Source organism: Rhodovulum sp. FJ3 (genome assembly GCF_032918305.1).
GTDB lineage: Bacteria > Pseudomonadota > Alphaproteobacteria > Rhodobacterales > Rhodobacteraceae > SAT37.
In genome coordinates, this window is record NZ_JAWJUU010000003.1 from 321,302 (window position 1) to 339,134 (window position 17,833).

17 protein-coding genes are annotated in these 17,833 nt (G+C 61.8%); 9 read left to right on the forward strand and 8 right to left on the reverse strand.

Features of this window, described 5'->3' with window-relative positions; genetic code table 11:
- Window positions 1-2: 2 nt before the first annotated feature.
- From R1W00_RS10675 to R1W00_RS10690, 4 genes are read right to left on the reverse strand one after another with little or no spacing between them, the layout of a single operon-like run.
- Window positions 3-1,052, reverse strand: coding sequence for an ABC transporter ATP-binding protein (locus R1W00_RS10675; protein WP_317262723.1), 1,050 nt, complete (start codon window positions 1,050-1,052; stop codon window positions 3-5).
- A gap of 5 nt (window positions 1,053-1,057) precedes the next feature.
- Window positions 1,058-1,903: a carbohydrate ABC transporter permease gene (locus R1W00_RS10680; RefSeq protein WP_317262724.1), complete on the reverse strand. Its 846-nt coding sequence runs from the start codon at window positions 1,901-1,903 to the stop codon at window positions 1,058-1,060.
- A gap of 2 nt (window positions 1,904-1,905) precedes the next feature.
- On the reverse strand, window positions 1,906-2,850 hold the full coding sequence (locus tag R1W00_RS10685; RefSeq protein ID WP_317262725.1) for a sugar ABC transporter permease: 945 nt from the start codon (window positions 2,848-2,850) through the stop codon (window positions 1,906-1,908).
- A 36-nt stretch (window positions 2,851-2,886) separates the two neighbouring features.
- The gene (locus R1W00_RS10690; RefSeq protein ID WP_317262726.1) at window positions 2,887-4,440 is read right to left on the reverse strand and encodes an ABC transporter substrate-binding protein; all 1,554 of its coding nucleotides are present in this window, start codon (window positions 4,438-4,440) and stop codon (window positions 2,887-2,889) included.
- A gap of 226 nt (window positions 4,441-4,666) precedes the next feature.
- Here R1W00_RS10690 and R1W00_RS10695 point away from each other — a divergent pair, with 226 nt between their 5' ends.
- From R1W00_RS10695 to R1W00_RS10725, 7 genes are read left to right on the forward strand one after another with little or no spacing between them, the layout of a single operon-like run.
- A complete protein-coding gene (locus R1W00_RS10695) occupies window positions 4,667-5,998 on the forward strand; it encodes a homoserine dehydrogenase (protein ID WP_317262727.1) in 1,332 nt (443 codons plus the stop codon).
- Window positions 5,991-7,004, forward strand: a complete 1,014-nt coding sequence (locus tag R1W00_RS10700; RefSeq protein ID WP_317262728.1) for a thiamine pyrophosphate-dependent dehydrogenase E1 component subunit alpha — start codon at window positions 5,991-5,993, stop codon at window positions 7,002-7,004. Before R1W00_RS10695 ends, R1W00_RS10700 begins: the two co-directional genes overlap by 8 nt.
- Window positions 7,001-8,011, forward strand: a complete 1,011-nt coding sequence (locus R1W00_RS10705) for an alpha-ketoacid dehydrogenase subunit beta (protein ID WP_317262729.1) — start codon at window positions 7,001-7,003, stop codon at window positions 8,009-8,011. Before R1W00_RS10700 ends, R1W00_RS10705 begins: the two co-directional genes overlap by 4 nt.
- The gene (locus tag R1W00_RS10710; RefSeq protein WP_317262730.1) at window positions 8,011-9,291 is read left to right on the forward strand and encodes an acetoin dehydrogenase dihydrolipoyllysine-residue acetyltransferase subunit; all 1,281 of its coding nucleotides are present in this window, start codon (window positions 8,011-8,013) and stop codon (window positions 9,289-9,291) included. The genes R1W00_RS10705 and R1W00_RS10710 overlap by 1 nt, the downstream gene beginning before the upstream one ends.
- Before the next feature lie 35 nt (window positions 9,292-9,326).
- Window positions 9,327-10,316 carry a sugar-binding transcriptional regulator gene (locus R1W00_RS10715; protein ID WP_317262731.1) on the forward strand — a complete coding sequence of 330 codons (990 nt, stop codon included), beginning with the start codon at window positions 9,327-9,329 and terminating at the stop codon, window positions 10,314-10,316.
- A 19-nt stretch (window positions 10,317-10,335) separates the two neighbouring features.
- Entirely contained in the window at window positions 10,336-11,022 is a 687-nt protein-coding gene (locus tag R1W00_RS10720) for a hypothetical protein (RefSeq protein ID WP_317262732.1), read from the forward strand.
- Between the two features lie 11 nt (window positions 11,023-11,033).
- Entirely contained in the window at window positions 11,034-11,609 is a 576-nt protein-coding gene (locus tag R1W00_RS10725) for a hypothetical protein (protein ID WP_317262733.1), read from the forward strand.
- A 1-nt stretch (window position 11,610) separates the two neighbouring features.
- Here the strand turns inward: R1W00_RS10725 and R1W00_RS10730 are convergent, their stop codons facing one another.
- A complete protein-coding gene (locus R1W00_RS10730; RefSeq protein WP_317262734.1) occupies window positions 11,611-12,534 on the reverse strand; it encodes an MYG1 family protein in 924 nt (307 codons plus the stop codon).
- 168 nt (window positions 12,535-12,702) lie between these two features.
- Here R1W00_RS10730 and R1W00_RS10735 point away from each other — a divergent pair, with 168 nt between their 5' ends.
- The gene (locus tag R1W00_RS10735) at window positions 12,703-13,590 is read left to right on the forward strand and encodes an alpha/beta hydrolase (protein ID WP_317262735.1); all 888 of its coding nucleotides are present in this window, start codon (window positions 12,703-12,705) and stop codon (window positions 13,588-13,590) included.
- Here R1W00_RS10735 and R1W00_RS10740 read toward each other — a convergent pair.
- On the reverse strand, window positions 13,587-14,999 hold the full coding sequence (locus tag R1W00_RS10740; protein WP_317262736.1) for an FAD-binding oxidoreductase: 1,413 nt from the start codon (window positions 14,997-14,999) through the stop codon (window positions 13,587-13,589). The two genes, R1W00_RS10735 and R1W00_RS10740, sit on opposite strands and share 4 nt — an antisense overlap.
- Window positions 15,000-15,047: 48 nt before the next feature.
- Here R1W00_RS10740 and R1W00_RS10745 point away from each other — a divergent pair, with 48 nt between their 5' ends.
- Entirely contained in the window at window positions 15,048-15,968 is a 921-nt protein-coding gene (locus tag R1W00_RS10745; protein WP_317262737.1) for a LysR family transcriptional regulator, read from the forward strand.
- Between the two features lie 5 nt (window positions 15,969-15,973).
- Here the strand turns inward: R1W00_RS10745 and allE are convergent, their stop codons facing one another.
- Both allE and R1W00_RS10755 read right to left on the reverse strand, forming a co-directional pair.
- On the reverse strand, window positions 15,974-16,711 hold the full coding sequence (gene allE / locus R1W00_RS10750) for a (S)-ureidoglycine aminohydrolase (RefSeq protein ID WP_317262738.1): 738 nt from the start codon (window positions 16,709-16,711) through the stop codon (window positions 15,974-15,976).
- Window positions 16,708-17,832: a M20 family metallopeptidase gene (locus R1W00_RS10755; RefSeq protein WP_317262739.1), complete on the reverse strand. Its 1,125-nt coding sequence runs from the start codon at window positions 17,830-17,832 to the stop codon at window positions 16,708-16,710. The genes allE and R1W00_RS10755 overlap by 4 nt, the downstream gene beginning before the upstream one ends.
- Window position 17,833: the final 1 nt, after the last annotated feature.

Below are 17,833 nucleotides of genomic sequence, written 5' to 3' on the forward strand. Positions count from 1 at the left end.
TGCTAGCGTAGGCGCAGGCCGCTGGCGGTGTCGAACAGATAGATACGGGACAGATCAAACCGTACCTTTTCTGCGGCATTCAGGTCGGCGCGGTATTCGCGGTCGGCCTTGACCTCAATCAGCTTTTCACCGGCCTTAAGGGTCAGGAACGTCATGTCGCCCGTGGGTTCCACCCCGTAAACCGAGCCCGCCAGATGCGTGGACGCGGGATCGACCGCGCAATCCTCGGGGCGAACGCCGAGGGTGATTGCGCCGCTGTGGCTTGTGCTCAGCCCCTCAACCCGCACGCCCTCGGCGCTAAAGGTTCCGTTTTCCAACGTGCCCTCAATCAGGTTCATGGGGGGAGAGCCGATAAAGGCCGCAACAAAGGTGTTGGCCGGATCGTTATAGATTTCATCGGGCGTGCCGATCTGTTGGATCGCCCCCTTCTCCATGATGACAATCCGGTCGGCCAGCGTCATCGCCTCAATCTGGTCATGGGTCACATAGACCGTGGTGATCTTCAACTCGCGCTGAATGTGCTTGATCTGGACGCGCATGTGCTGACGCAACTTGGCGTCGAGGTTGGACAGGGGTTCGTCCATCAGGAACACATGCGGCTGACGCACGATGGCGCGGGCAAGGGCGGCGCGCTGACGCTGGCCGCCCGACAGGGCACCGGGTTTGCGGTCCAGATAGTCGGTCAGTTCGACCAGTTCCGCCGCGCGCTTGATCAGCCGATCATGATCGCCCTTGGGCACGCCCCGCATCCGCAAGGGAAAGCGGATGTTCTCGTAGATCGACATGTTGGGATAGAGGGCATAGCCCTGAAACACCATCGCCACATCGCGGTCACGGGCGTCCACGTCATTCATGACCTCGCCGTCCATGACGATGTCGCCCTCGGACGGGTCCTCTAGCCCCGAAATCATGCGCATGGTCGTCGTCTTGCCACAGCCCGACGGACCGAGAAACACGATGAATTCCTCATCCGCGATATCAAGGTTCACATCGCGCACGCCCCATACGGCGCCCCACTTTTTCTGGATATTTTTCAGTTCGATACGCGCCATTATTCTTATCCTTTGACTGCGCCCATGGTCAGGCCCCGCGACAGGTGTTTCTGGATCAGGACGACCACAAGGAACACAGGCAGGAAGGCCAGGAATGCGACCAATGCAATTGCGTTATAGATCACCCCGTCCGAGCCACCGGTAAAGTTCGACAGCGCGACCGACATCGTATACGCGTCCGGCGTCGATGCGATCAGAAGGGTGAACAGGAATTCGTTGATCGCAAAGATCATCGCGATCACGGATGCGGTGATGATACCGGGCAGGATCGCGGGGATGATGATTTCCCACAGGATCCGCAACTCGCCCGCACCATCGGTTTTCGCCGCATCTTCAAGCTCTTTCGGGATGTCCAGCATGTAGGACCGGATGATCCACGTCACAAAGGACAGGTTGATCGCCGCATAGATCAGCATCAACGCCCAGATCGTGTCCAACAGGCCCAGATTGCGGAACAGAAAGAAGATCGGAACCGCCACAATGGCAGGGGCCATCATCCGCGTGGACAGGATATAAAACCCGATGTCATCGCGTCCGCGATAGGTGAACCGCGACAGGGAATAGGCCGCAGGGATCGCCAGGATCAGGTCAATCACAACCGAGCCGATGATCGCCAGAACCGAGTTGCGAAGGTATTTCGCCATCGGCCAGTCTTCCCAGATCATGTGCCACGCGTCCAAGCTGAACGTGGGCCAATAGATCGGGGTCGGGGTGATGATTTCGGTGCGCGGGCGCAGGCCGATCGACAGGAACCACAGAACCGGCGTCAAACAGAACAGAGCCCAGCCCCCCAAGATCGCATAGCGCAGCCACAGGTTCTCGCCACGGGTTTTTCTACGTTGGGACGCCATGATCAGGACCTCGCCGAAACAAAGGCGCGCTTTACCACCAGCTGCGCAATAATGATTGTGATGACCAACATGACCACCGAGGCCGCCGAGGCGTAGCCAAAGTTGAAAAACTTAAAGCCGGTTCGATAGATGAAATAGCTGATCGTCTCTGTCCCGAAGGCAGGGCCGCCCTTGGTGATGATGAAAACATTGGTAAACATCGTGGTGATGTCGATGGCCCGCAGGATCAGCGCGACCGCGATGATCGGCTTCATCATCGGCAGGGAAATGTTGAAAAAGATCGCGTACCACGACGCCCCGTCAAGGCGCGCGGCCTCTTCGACCTCTTCGTCCTGTCCCTGCAGACCGGCCACAAAGATGATGAACAGGAACGGCGTCCACTGCCACACATCGGCAAGGATCAGGATCATCCGGCTCAGCCATGTCGAGGACTGATAGGCGATGTTCCCATCGACCAAACCGATCTTCATCAACAGGTCGGCCACGATCCGCCCGTCCAGAAACGCCAGTTTATAGATGAACGCCACCGCCGAGGGCATGAACAGCATGGGGATCAGAAAGATGATCCGCCACCCTTGGACCCACGGGTCACGATAGGCGTAAAACGCTAGGGCCAGCGCGATCACACATTGCAGGATCAGGGAAATCGATCCCATCACGAACGTATTCCACAACGCCCCCCAGAATTGATAGTCCCCCCACAGCTTGGCGTAGTTCGCCACTCCGGCCGGTTGCCACGGGCCGAATTTCACATGGTGAAAGCTTTGGGTGATGGCGAACACGCCGGGATACAGCGTGATCAACAGCAGGTAGATAACCGCCGGCGCCACAAGGAAATACGGCAAAAGCGTCTTCATGCGCTTGCTGCGCCGCTTGAATTTGCGGGTCGTCGGCATCACCGGGGCAGCCGAAGCCGCCCCGGTGTCCGACAGAGATGGATTGCTCATACGGCACCCTTTTCCTGTCTTGTCTGGAATGTCCGTTTAGAACGGCAGGTCCTTGCCTTCGCCGACATAAAGGCCCGGCGCGGCATTGGCGTAATCCACCGGATCGTTGCCCGCATAGAAGCCGTTTTCGGTCATGATCTGTTTGACCGCAGACGCCGCGTTGTCCAACGCCTCTTTGGCCGAGATCTGGCCAACGACGGCGCGGTTGATCTCGTTGCCGATGGCCTGTTCGATCGGGAATGCCCCCGGCAGGCGCGGTGCGCACCATGCGTGCTCAAGGCTGTCGGCCCAGACTTTGGCGGGCTGGCTGACCTCTTGCAGGTTCGGGTTGTTCAGGATCGACTTATAGCCCGGGGCCACGCCGTTGGCGTTTGCCTCGTTCATGGCCATGATCGACGAGGTCGTTAGAAAGGCCAGCATCAGGAACGCCCCTTCGGGGTTCTTGGCGCTTGCCGAGACACAAGACGTCGAACCGGCGATGTTGGGCGGCGCAAAACGGCCACCGGCAATGCGCGGTTCATAGATAGTGATGAAATCATCGACGATCTGCGACTGATCCGGGCGCATCGCCTGGGTGCCGCTGTCCTGCCAGCTGATGTTGGTGGCCACCTGACCGCCCAGCCATGCCGCACGGTTTTCCGGCCAACCGGCACCGGCGAACCCTTCGTTCGCGTTCTTGGACAGCTCCAGAATGATTTCCAGACCCTTCATACCGGCGTCACCGTTAAAGATCGGCTCCCAGTTCTCGTCAAACAGCATCATGCCAGCCTGCGCCGAGATGTGTTCCCACGTATAGGTGGACCAGAACCCCGGTGCCGCCATCAGGCCCACGCCCGACACACCCGGTTCGACCTTGTTCAGTTCGGCCGACAGGCGGATCAATTCGTCATAGGTCGGAACCGAATTCGCACGGTCGATCGGACCACCCAGAACCTTTTCGACGTAATCCTTGCGCAGGTGCACCATCTGGATGTCACAGTCGAACGGGATGCCGTACATGGTGCCGTTGAAGAAGCCATAGTTCAGACGATAGGTGTCATAGAAATCGTCCAGCGGCAGCGCCCATTTCTCGGCGAAGTCATCCAGCGGATACAGGAAGCCCGGCGCCGCAAAGTCGCCCATCCACGGCGAGAAGAACTGCAGCGCGTCAAACGAGGCGTTGCCCGAGATGAATTCGGCCAGAACCTTGTCATACATGCTGTCATCAGGGATCGGAACCAGTTCAACCTTGATGCCCGACAGCGCCTCGAACGGGGCAAGACCCTCGGCGGCCGATTCTGCGTCGGCGGCACCTACGGCAAAGCGCACGGTCGTCCCGGCCAGCTCTTTGCGCACCGCGTCCCAATCGACGGTCCGGATCCAGTCCTTATCGGCGTCCCAGATCGGTTTCGAATCGGCCATGCCATAGAGGGCTTGGTAATCCTTGCGCACGTATTTCGAGATCGAGATATCGTCGAGGATGCTCTGCGGATCGGGCAAAGCCGTTTCCGCTAACAGTTTTCCGCCCCACGTTGCGCCAACGGCGGCAACGCCTACGGCGGACGTGCTCGTCAAGAATGAGCGCCGCGACAGCTTCCCAGTCAGTTCCATCTAGTTTCCTCCCTTGATGGCCAATGGTCGTTCAATTTTTCGGTCGGCTGCAACCACTCTCCTCAAGTGATTGTGACCGCCAGAACATTTATTAGTCCCTCCGAACTGTTGTTCAAAACACCCCCTCACGTCAAGCCGTTCGGAAACATTTTTGAACATCTTGATTGACGACTGCACAATTGTTCTTTTTATTGTGCCCATGATTTCAGCAAAATAGGTGCCCGATATGCCCTCGAATATTGCCCTGACCGGCCTAGCCAAAGACCTCGCGGCCCGCGCCGACACCGGACAGCCTGTCCGAATCGGATTGATCGGCTCGGGCGAGATGGGAACGGACATCGTCACACGCGCCGCCATGATGGATGGTGTTGATGTTGCTGCGATTTCTGAAATCAACGTGCCTAACGCACACCGCGCCGTCAGCATCGCCCACCAAGAGGACGGCCACAGTCAGGACGCCAAATCGACCGATGATCTGAACGCCATCATGGAAAGTGGCAAAACCGCGATCACCGACAACGCGGACCTGATTCTGGAATCGGGACTGATTGATGTGGTGATCGACGCGACCGGCATTCCCGCCGTCGGCGCCGAGATCGGGCTGCGCGCAATGGAACGGGGCAAACACCTGACCATGATGAACGTCGAGGCCGATGTCACCATCGGGGCCTATCTGCGCAACGAAGCTGAACGTCTGGGCGTAGTCTATTCCCTTGGCGCGGGGGATGAACCGTCTTCCTGTATGGAGTTGATCGAATTCGTCACCGCCATGGGCCACAAGGTGGTCTGCGCGGGCAAGGGCAAGAACAACCCCCTGAACATCGACGCAACGCCGGACGCCTATACGGCCGAGGCGATCGCGCGCAACATGAACCCCCGCCTGTTGGTGGAATTCGTCGATGGTTCGAAAACCGCCGTTGAAATGGCCGCTATCGGCAACGCCACCGGTCTGGTGCCGGATGTCGACGGGATGCATGGCCCCGCCGCTGGCCCCAAGGAACTGGCCAAGGTTCTGATCCCCGAGGCGGATGGCGGCATCCTGTCGGGGATCGGCAAAGTGGACTACTCGATCGGCAAGGGCGTGTCTCCCGGCGTCTTTTGCATTGTCGAAGCAGAGCACCCGAGGGTCCACGAGCGGATGAAGGACCTAAAGATGGGCGACGGGCCCTATTACGAATTCATCCGCCCCTATCACCTGACCTCGCTTGAGGTGCCGCTGACCTGTGCGCGCGCCGTTCTTTACGGCAAGGCCGACATGATCCCGCTGGAAAAACCCGTGGTCGAGGTCTGTGCCCTTGCCAAAAAAGACCTGATGCCCGGCGATACCTTGGATCAGATCGGCGAATACGCCTACCGCGCTTGGGCGATGGAGGTCAGCCGCGCCCAGGCCGCAACCGCCCTGCCCGCCGGCATGCTGACCGGTGCCGTCGTCACCGCCCCGATCAAAAAGGGCGAACTGATCACCGCCGCAAACGCGAAACTGCCTGACAGCAAACTGGTCGAACTGCGCCGCCGTCAGGACGTGATGCTCTATGGCAAGGACCTGTTGAATGTCTGAGACCGTGACCGAAAACACCCCCTATGCGATCCGCGCCTACACGCCTGAACGTCTGCGTGACGCGCTGCGCAAAATGTACCTGATCCGCAAATTCGAAGAGGGGGCCGAAGACAGCTATATGCGCGGCCTGATCCACGGCACCATGCACCTGAGCATCGGGCAAGAGGCCTCGGCCGTCGGCTCGTGCATGTCCCTCAGCGATGAGGACAAAATCACCTCGACCCACCGCGGACACGGCCATTGCGTGGCCAAGGGGGCCGATCTGTCCAAAATGTTCGCCGAGTTTTTTGGCAAGGAAACCGGTTACTGCAAAGGGCGCGGCGGGTCGATGCATATCGCCGACCCCTCCAAGGGCAACCTAGGCGCAAACGGGATCGTCGGGGGCGGCCTGCCCATTGCGGTGGGCGCGGCCCTGTCGGCCAAGCGTCTTGGGACCGGCGCGGTCACCATCTGTTTCTTTGGCGACGGCGCGAACAACGAAGGCGCGTTTCACGAGGCCCTGAACATGGCCAAGGTGTGGAACCTGCCCGTCGTGTTCGTCTGTGAGAACAACAAATACGGCATGTCGACATCCATCGAACGCTCAACCGCCGTGAAAAACATATCAGAGCGCGCAGCGGCCTATTCCATGCCGGGCGTCACCGTGGACGGCAACGATTTCTCGGCGGTGAGCGAGGCCGTAGATGCCGCCGTTGCCCGTGCGCGCGACGGACAAGGGCCCAGCCTGATCGAAAACCTGACCTATCGCTGGCGCGGCCATTCCAAATCGGATCGCAACCGCTATCGCACGAAAGAGGAAATCGCGGATTGGCAATCGCGCGATCCCATCGCCGCCATGGCCAAGCTGTTGATCGAGCACAAGATCGCCACCCCCGATGAGGTCGCCGCGATTGAAGACGACGCCGCCCGGACCATCAAAGACGCCATCGAATTCGCCGCCGCCGCGCCCGATCCGCAACTGGATCAGGTGACCCGCGATGTCTACACCCAAGAGGCCCCCGCATGAACGCCCACAGCCAACCTGAAACCCGCGACCTGTCCTACGCCGAGGCCATCCGCGAGGCGATGGACATCGCCATGGGCGCGGATGAACGCGTGATCCTGATGGGCGAAGACATCGGCGTCTATGGCGGCGCGTTTGGCGTCACCGGCGATCTGATCGACAAATACGGCCCCGACCGCGTGATGGACACACCGATTTCGGAACTGGGCGGTGCCGGTGTTGCCGTTGGCGCGGCCCTGACCGGCTTGCGCCCGATCTTTGAATTCCAGTTCTCGGATTTCGCCACTTTGGGCATGGAACAGATCGTCAATCAGGCGGCCAAGCTGCGCTATATGCTGGGCGGTTCGGTCTCGGTGCCGGTTGTGATGCGCCTGCCCGGTGGTTCGGGTACGGGCGCCGCTGCGCAACATTCCCAAAGCCTTGAGGCATGGACGGCCCATGTGCCCGGCCTAAAGGTCGTGCAACCCTCGACCCCTGCGGATGCCAAGGGGCTGCTCTTGGCCGCGCTGGACGATCCTGACCCCGTCCTGATCTATGAGCACAAGATCCTATACAAGATGAAGGGCCCCGTTCCCGCCGGTCATTACACCACCCCCATCGGCAAGGCCGCAATCGTGCGTGAGGGACGCGATGTAACGATCGTCGCCACCGCAATCATGGTGCACAAAGCACTGGAAGCCGCCGAGAAACTGGCCGCCGAGGGTGTGGATGCCGAGGTCATCGACCTGCGCACCATCCGCCCCATCGACCGCGACACGGTTCTGGCCTCGGTGCGCAAAACAGGTCGGTTGGTCTGTGTCTATGAGGGGGTGAAAACCCTTGGTGTCGGGGCCGAGGTATCGGCCATGGTCGCCGAGAGCGACGCCTTTGATTTCCTCGACGCACCGATTGTGCGCCTTGGCGGGGCGGAATGCCCGATCCCCTATAACCCCGAACTGGAAAAGGCCGCCGTGCCACAGGTGCCCGACATCTTGAACGCCGTTCGAAACCTGGCAAAGGGGCGTATCTGATGCCCGTCGAAGTCATCATGCCCAAGGTCGATATGGACATGGCGTCCGGCAAGATCATGTCGTGGCACATCGCCGAAGGGGACAGCGTCACCAAAGGCGATCCCCTGTTCGACATCGAAACGGACAAGGCCGCGATGGAGGTCGAGGCCCCCGCCGACGGCATCCTGCATTTCACCGCCCCCGAAGGCACCGAAATTGCGATCGGAAAACCCTGTGCGTGGCTTTATGCGGAGGGCGAAGAGGTCGGCGAACAACCCGCCCCGTTTGACGCAGACGCGGCCCCCGATCCCGATCCTGCACCCGCCCCTGTGGCACCCGAGGCCGAGGCCCCGACGCCCGAAACTTTGATACCCGCGCCCACCGACAAAACGCGCGCAACCCCCCGCGCCCGCCAAATGGCGCGCGATAACGGCGTGGACATCGCGACCCTAACCGGCACTGGCCCGCGCGGTCGGGTACAGGCGGACGATGTCGAAACCGCCCTGACGCGCACGTCCGCACCCGCGACGCCACATGTGTTCCGTGCAGAAACCGGCGCCCTGTCGATCACCCGCTCCAAGGGCGGAACCGGCACGCCGGTCGTGTTGATCCACGGGTTTGCCAGCGACGCCACCTCTTGGGCCGCGATAGAGCGGCACCTGAAACACCGCCCCCTGATCCGTATCGACCTGCCCGGACATGGCAAGTCGCCAAAACTGCGCATCAACAGCTTTGCCGATCTGGTGGCGGAGGTGCGCCGCGCCTTTGACGATCTGCATCTAGAGGCCGCGCATCTGGTCGGGCACAGCCTTGGTGGCGCTCTGGCGCTGGCCCTTGCGGACACGCGTCCGCGCTCGGTCGCGTCCCTGTCCCTGATCGCTCCTGCGGGGCTGGGACCCGATGTGAACGGCACCGCCCTGAACGGCATATGCGCCGCCACGCGCGAGAACAGCCTTGGCCCATGGCTGCGCCAATTGGTGGCGGATGAGGATCTGATCACCGATGCCTATGTGCGCCTTGCCATGGCAGGTCGCGCCGATCCGAACCTGCGCGCGGCGCAATCCGCGCTGGCCGATGTTTTGTTCCCCGACGGGGTTCAGGCGTTTGATTTGCGCGCCGCCCTGTCGCGTCTTGAGGTGCCCGCGAAAATCATCTGGGGCAAACAGGACGCCATCATCCCGTGGGCCCATGCCCTGCGTGCACCGGGACAGGTCGGGCTACATTTGTTCGACGGGATCGGCCATATGCCGCAAATCGAGGCCGCAGACGAGGTTGGAAAGATCATCGGAACATATGTATGATCAGATGTTCGCACTAGTTTCCCAAAGGCCCTGCCATGCCCGACACCACCGCCCCCAAGGACAGCCGACGCAGTGACAAGTCGTCTGATCTGAACACCCAACTGCGGATCCGTGCGGCGTGGCTCTATTATATCGAGGGCATGACGCAATCGGATGTGGCGAAAAAGCTGGGCGTGAACCGGATCATGATCACGCGGATGCTGAGCGAGGCGCGGCGACGGGGCGAGGTGGTTATTCGCATCAAATCCCCCATCGCCCCGTTGATCGAGGTGCAAAACCAGCTTGAGGAACGGTTTGGCCTGCGCGGTGCGATCGTGGTGCCCTGCGAGGGCGAAGAGGACGACCCGACCCGCGCGATTGCCGCCGCTGCGGGGGCATATGTCACCGACATTATGAAACCCAACCTGACCGTCGGGGTGGGCTGGGGGCGAACCCTGCACACGATGCTGCCCTATATCGAGGGTCGGCCACTGGACGGGGTGCGGGTGGTGTCGCTGTTGGGCGGGATCGCGCAGGCGCGCCGCTTCAACCCTGCCGAATTCGCGTGGCAATTTGCCGAGATGTTCGACGCCGAGGGCTATCTGATCTCGGCCCCCGCCATCGTCGACAGCGCCCAGACCAAGCACGCCCTGCTGGAACATTGCGGGTTGGACCAGATCCTTGAGATGGCGGAATCCTGTGACGTGGCCCTGTTGTCCTGTGGCGGGATCAGTGCGCTGACGACCTCTTATCGTCTTGGTCATGTGTCCGAGGCCGAGCGTCAATCGATGATCGATGCAGGCGCGGTTGGGGATATCCTCTATAACTTCCTTGACGTTCACGGCGATCCTGTGCCTCATCCCGTGAACGAGCGTTCAATTTCTCTGTCGATGGAGCGTCTGATGCGGGTGCCGGAAAAGGTTCTGATCTCGGGCGGGCCGGAAAAGACCGACATCATGCTGGCGACCCTGACTGCGGTTCAGCCCAGTGTGCTGATCACAGACGAGGCCACAGCGCGCCGCCTATTGGACGCGACAGACATTTAGGATCAAAGGGTTAGGACAAATGACACGGCCGCCGACATTCCGCTTTCTGCCTGATCTGCCTATGCCGATCAGGGACGCCTTGCGTGGTGTGGCCAGTCTTGCCGACGCAACCGAGGACGCGTTGGAACCGGCATCGAAACTCTTGCCCGAACCGTTGCGTGAACCGTTTCATTCGGCCCTGAAATCGGTGGAACAGGCGGGCAAACGGTTGATCAGCGCGCCGATCGACATGACCCAGATTGCCACCGCGGCGCAGTTCATGACCGGTGCAGATCGCGGGTCGGCGGCCCGTCGCGCCTGTACATCCGTTTTCGTCTATGCATGGGAACATCTGGCCACCGAACAGAACGAGCCGGTTCTGATCAGCGAAACCATTCTGGCCGACCGCCTTGGCCATATCGCCAAGGCCGGTGACCTGACCGGTGCCGATTTCGCGGCGCAGGTGGTGATGGATTTGCGCGCCTCCTCTGTGATCGGGCGCATGCCGGGCCTGCCCCGTGGCGCGACACATCCTGACACTGATCTGCACCTGCTATCGGTCGCGACGTGGCTGCTTGCAGCACGTGGCGACAGCATTGAGGACGAAGAGCACCTGCTGGATATGACCGTCGCCCTGATCCGCGCAATGGCGGGGCATGCGGGCGATCCGTTCGCCGACCCCGTAGACCTTTCGCGGTTTCTGACCGACACATCCGCACATTTGTAGGAGGTCCGATCATGACCGTCCCCACCACCGAGCAACCGGTTCACAAATCCGCCCAGCGGTTGCGCTGGTTCGTGGATGCCTTCGACAAACAGGTGCGCGCGACCGAGGCCCAGACCGGTCATCGCTTTGACACGGATCGCACGGCCTTGGCAGCGGTGTTTGCCGATTGGCTGCGCGCGTTTGAGGCGCAAAAGCCCACCGCCGATAGCGACAAACCGGCCTATGTTGGCTTTGCCTCGGGCCTCATGCTGCGCGCGTTGATCACCCACGCACCGGTAAGCGTCACCCATCACGCGGGGCCAACCGATGACAACGACCCCGCGTCGTTCTGGCCCGAGGGATTCTTGTACGTCACCTTTTGCCTGAATGTGCGCGGACAGGTGCTTGAGGCCGATTATCACGCCCAGCAACACCCGGGAACCGCCCTGGGCGATCCCCGCACATGGTGGAGCTTTCGCGAGAACGTCAAAAAAGACAGCTCCCAAGCGATTGCCTTTATGGACCTGTTCGCGGGCGACAAACCGGAATGGCAAATGCCCCAACGGTTCCGCCTCCATCGCGATGGCGGCCCCGACCTGATCGGATGACCTAGGCGCGCACGGCCTCAACCGCCAGACGCGCCATCTCAACCGCGGCCTCGCGTGTGGCGGCGACGGCGATGAAGCGTCCGTTGTGGCAGAACTTGGCCCCTGCGACACCACTTGCCGCCTCAAGGTCCGCGTCGGTCAGACCCGCCCATGCCTCGGGCAGGTCGGCGCGGTTTTCAAACGATCCGCCCTCTTTGCGGATGGTGGTCACGGCCCAATCGCCGCCATCACGCGGATGGATCACGAACAACAGGTGATCGGCCTCGGCATCGACCACGGCGGCGCGAAACGGCATCCCCATCGGCAGTTCCAGAACCGCGCCCTCACCCGCCGCGACAATCGCCTCGGTCACCATGGCGTGGGCCCGCCGCTTGGCGGCCTTGCCCTTGATCGACGCCTCGACAAAGGCGCGCGCAACCGGCAGCGCGGCCATGAACGCCGCATCATCCGCCCCCGCACCGCGATCATCGAACTGCGGTTTCAATGTCTCCAGCAGCACCGGCAGGGTCAGACCGGCCAGCACCCCCGCCTCGGACGGGTTCATGGCCCCGTTGTCGATCAGATCGACCGGCAGGACAAACCCGCGATCAAAGCTCTGGTGGATATCGTCCAGATGCGCCTCGGGCACGTCCATCGCGCGCAGGTAATCGCGCCCGTACTGCGCCCAGATCAACCCGAATGAGCTATAGGGCTGGCCATCCTCGCGCAGGGGAATGGGGCGTTGGTGGTGATCGAAAATCCCCGCCTCGGCGTCAAAGGCGCGCCCCACGTCATAGATGATCTTGCCCGCGCCCGGCGTGATCCACGCCCCGTCGCGGGTCCGGATCAATTCGGCGTCCGGAAACAGCCGCGTCAGGATGACCGAGGACAACAGTTCATCGGCATGAAAACCGCCGGAATGGGTGACGAGGTGCGTGATGGTCATCGGTCCGCCTTGGGGCCAGAGGAAAAGAAACGGGCGACCGCACGGGCCGCCCTGTGAATTCGGCGGCACACTAGGCCGAGTCCGCTGCACGTTTCAATGCGAAAACCCGCGTTTGTTTGCCGCGCGGGGATCGGATATGCCGGTGTGGGATTTAAGGGAACCGACGCCATGACCACCGACCACACCACACCGATCGAATGCGCTTGGGACATCGACGGGCTGCGCCTGACGGGGTTGGAGTGGGGACCGGCGGACGGGGTGCCGGTCTTGGCCCTGCACGGGTGGATGGATCACGGTGACAGTTTCGCGGAGCTTGCCCCGCGTTTGACGGGGTGCCGTGTCATCGCGCTTGACCTGTCGGGTCAGGGGCACAGCGCGCATCGCGCCGCCCATGCGACCTATAACATCTGGGATGACCTGCCCCAGATCGCTGGGGTGCTGAATCAACTGGGATGGGATCGCTGCGTGATGCTGGGCCATTCGCGGGGCGCGAATATCAGTGCCCTGTTCGCCGCCGCCCTGCCCGAGCGCGTGTCGGCCTTTATCGCGCTGGACTCAATCGCGACGGAGCCGACCGGCGATGATTTTGTCACGACCCTGCGCGCCTTTGTCACCCAAACGCGGATGCAACTGGACCGCAGTGGCGGGCGCCGGTTCGATAGCATGGACGACTACATCGCCCGCCGCACCCGTCAGGGAAATTCGACCGCGACCGCCACGGCACTGGCGCCCCGCGCGGTGGCGGTGGACGGGGATGGCGTGCGCCTGACCGCGGACATGCGTCTGTTCGCCAGTTCCGCGATGAAATTGACCGAAGAAGACGTGAACGCCGTTCTGCGCGCGATCAAATGTCCGGTTCTGAACATCTGGGCCAAGGACGGGATCAAGGCGCATCGTCCGAAACTCCAGGCCCTTGCCGCGCGTGCGCCCGACCTGATCACGGATTACACGACGGTCGAACTGCCCGGGGACCACCATTTCCATATGCGCCCAGATGTGGCCGCACAGATGGCACCGGTGATCGATGCCTTTCTGACCCGCCACGCCATCGCCTAACCGCCCAGAACCGCCCCCGGGTTCAACAGGTTCAACGGATCCATCTGCGCCTTCAGCCCGCGCATCAGAGCCAGTTCCACGTCACTGCGGCTGTGCCCGATCCAATGCGCCTTGATCCGGCCGACACCATGCTCGGCCGTGATGGACCCGCCATAATCGCGCAGCAGATCATAAATCGCAGCCTCAATCGCGTGCTCGGCCTCATGGCTGCCATCGTGGCCAACCAAAAGATGTACGTTCCCGTCGCCCACATGACCGACCTTTAGAACGCCGTTCACATCCGGCATGTCCGCCAGAACCGCATCCGCCGCATCGCAAAAACGCCCAAGGGCGGAGGGGGACAGACCAATGTCAAAATTGATGTGATGGCCAAAGTCGGGATCGACCTCGCCCACGGCCTCACGCAGGGACCACAGCGCGCGCATCTCGGCTACGGATTGGGCCAATACCCCGTCTTGGACGAGGTCGCGCTCAAACAGATCGGCAAAGAATGCCTCAACCTCATCCGCGCTGCCGTCCTCGCTCTCGACCTCTAGCATCAGGTAAAACCCGTGCCGCCCATCCAACGGCGATTGGGCGAGGCTTGTCGCGTGACAGACGAAATCCCAATAGTCGGGCCACATGCCCTCAAACGCGGTGATGCGGGTGCCGAACCGGTCGCGCGCCGCCCCGAGACAGGACAAGGCCGCCCCATGATCGTGCAACGCCAATAGGGCAAGCGCGCGGCCAGGCACATGTCGGCGCAATTGCAAAACCGCCTGAGTGACGACACCCAACGTGCCCTCGGACCCGATGAACAGGTGCTTTAGGTCGAAACCCGCGTTGTCCTTAACCGTTTTGCCAAGGCGCGAAATCACCGAGCCATCTGCCAGCACCGCCTCTAGCCCCAGAACATTCGCCCGCGTCATCCCGTGTTGCAGCACACGGATACCACCCGCGTTGGTCGCAATCGTTCCGCCAATCGTGGCCGTGCCGCGCGCTCCGATGTCCACGGGATATTCCAACCCGACCTCAAGCGCGGCATTCTGCACGGTCTCAAGCGGCGTGCCCGCCATCACGGTGATCGTCATCGCCTCGGGGTCCAGTTCGACAATGCCCGTCATCCGTTCGCTGGACAGAACAATCGCCGCGTCCGCGCCACAAGAACCACCCGACAGGCCGGTCCGCCCGCCCTGTGGCACGACGGCCAAACGGTGCTTTGTACACAGGCGCAGAACCTCGGCGACCTCACCCGTACTGTGGGGCCGCACCACCGCCAAGGGCAGCGCGCCCGTCAAACCGGATTGATCCGAGGCATAACGCGCGCAATCGGCGGGATCGGTCAAAACCGCACGTTCCCCCAAGGCGCAAAGCAGCTCTGCAATCGCCGCCGAACGGTCACTGACGTGTTGAATGTCGGTTTGGTCCATCTATGATGCGCTCCTTGACGCTTGGCTATCCGTCCACGGGAGAAATCTATGCCGCCCAGTATGTTGCTCGGCCGCCTGCCCGGCCTGAGGCACTTTATCGAGGTTGCCCAACTGGGGTCGTTTCGCGCCGCGGCGGACCGGCTGCATGTGGCCCCTTCGGCGGTCAGCAAGCAGATCAAGAACCTTGAACTGGCGCTGGACGTGGAACTGTTCCGGCGTGATCGCGGTCGGGCGGGTCTGGAACTGACCGAGGCGGGGGAAATCCTGCTCTATCGGTGTGCGTCGGTGGTGAATGAGTTGACCATCGCGCGCGACGAAATCGACCAGTTGCAGGGCCTGCAACGGGGACACCTGCGTCTGGGTGTGAACGAAGTCCTGGCCTCTGACCTGTTGCCCGGCATCTTGCGGGACATGACCTACAACCACCCCGGTCTGAAATTCACGATCATCGTCGAGAACACCCAAGACATCGTCAAACGCATGCGCGACGGGGATATCGACATCGCGTTGGGGTATAACTTTCCGTCCTCCGAGGATCTTGAAACGCTGGCGACCCTGCAACGGCGCACCTATGTGATCGCCGCGATGGATCATCCGCTGGCCAAGCTGCGCAAGATTTCCCTGACCGAGCTCGAGGGCGAGAAATTCATCTTTCCCGACCATTCGATCCAGTTGCGCCAGATGATCGAAGACGCCTTGGTGCGCAACGGCGTCACCGTGCGTGAGGTGATGGCCACGAACAGCTTTACCCTGCTGCGCCAGATGGTTGAGGCGGGCGTCGGCACCAGCATCGTAATCGGTCGGTTCCTGCAATTGCGGCGCGAAAAGATCGCCTTTGTCGAACTGGAAACGCCCCCGTTCGAGACCAAGCCGATGTCCTGCGTGCGCCTTGCGGGACGCACGCCGACCACCTCGTCCGAGGCCTTTGCCGCGTCGATCAAAACGCTGTTCGCGCAATATGGCGGCTAGGCCCGTCATCGCGCAGCCAAGGGCGAACGGTTGTAGTTCTTATAGATCAGATAGCGCGACGGCACCCGTCCAAGGGCCCCGAACCATTGCGGCACATGCGGCCCCATCCAGATCGCGTCGCCCTCGGTGACCGGATACCACTGATCGTCCAAACGATAGACCCCGCCCCCATCCAGCAGGAGCAATCCATGCTCCATGAAATGCGTCTCGACATAGGCCAGTGATGCCCCGGGGTGAAAGTTCATGATGTTGAATTCGCCATCAAAACCCGCGTCGGTTGGCAGCATCTTTTGCACCATCAACCAGTCATCCCCACGTAGGGGCGTGCCGTCCACATCGGCCACATGACCGAACACCGGCGCAGGCACATCGCCGCGTTGGGTGAACCGCCATTCAAACAGAACAAACCGTGTGCCCGCCGGTGCCGTCAGGGTCGCCGTGTTATCCGGCGGTAGAAAGGCGAACCCTTCGGACCACAGGGTCTGACCCGAGGAAAACCGCACTTCCCCGTGCAGCACAAAGATAAACCGCGCGTTGCCGTCCGGCGCAGCGGCAACATCATTCAAACCGGACGCCGTTTGCACCAGACCCATCGCAAATTTCGCGCCCATGTCGGGACTGATCAGATAGGCGATCTCGGCACCAGGCCAGTCGGGATCGGTGATCCATTCATGGCTTTCGGGCGTCAAAAGCGCGTGGTTGCGGCGAATATCGGAACGGGTTTGGCCGAATTGGGGGATCATTGTTGCTCTCCGCGCGGGGCCGTGCCCGCATAGGTCAGGATCAACCCCTTGAGCAGCGCCGCGCGCCGCGCCAACGGGGAAATCAGAATGTGTTCATCGGGCGAATGCCAGTTGTTGCCGATGGCCCCCAACCCGTCCAACGTCGGAACGCCAGCCGCACAGGTGAAATTCCCGTCACTCCCCCCGCCCGAGCGGGTCTCGACCATCGGCGCGCCAAGGCCCGCGTTGATCTGGGTCGCGGCGTTCATCATCGACAGGGTTTCGGGGGTGCGGGCCAGACAGGGCTTTTCGATTTCGCCGGACAGAACGATGTTCACGTCAGGGTCTTGGGCGGTCATGGCACGCAACTGTGCCTCAACCGCCGCGCCCAGATCGTCATCGGCAAACCGTACGTCGATGTCACAGGCCGCATGCCCCGCCACGACATTGGGTTCGGTCCCGCCACGCACGCGACCGACGTTCACCGTCGTGCCCGCGTTCAGGTCCGTCATCCCCTCAATCCTGCGAATGGCGCGGGCCAGCTCCAAGATGGCCGAGTGCCCGTCGCCAAAGGCGGAACCCGCGTGGGACTCACGCCCATGAAAGTCCAGCGTGTATTTCGCGCGCCCCTTGCGAAAGGTGATCACCTCATCCCCCCGCGCGGGTTCAGGGATCAGGGCGGCCCCGTGCTTGCGCGCCTCATCTTGGATCAACGCATGCGACGTGGGCGAGCCGATTTCCTCGTCCGAGTTGTAGATCAGCGTCACCGGACCGGACAGCGACGTGCCAGACGCCACGATGTCGCGCATCGCACAGAACGCCAGATACCCGCCGCCCTTCATATCCGCGATGCCGGGGCCGTATTGGCGATCACCGTCGCGGCGAATGGCCACCGATCCCGGCGCACAGACGGTGTCGATATGGCTGGTGATCAGGACGCCCGGACCGGGGCCGCCAGCAAACCGCACGATCAGGTGATCGCCCATGCCATCACGGCCCGCGACGCGCTCAACCTCGCCGCCCAGCGGGGCGAAATCCGAGGCGATCAGGTCGATCAACCGTCCGATGTTGTCGACCGCCCCCGTGGGCGTGTCGATCTCGACCCAGCGTATCAGACCGTTCAGGATATCTTCGCTCTGCATC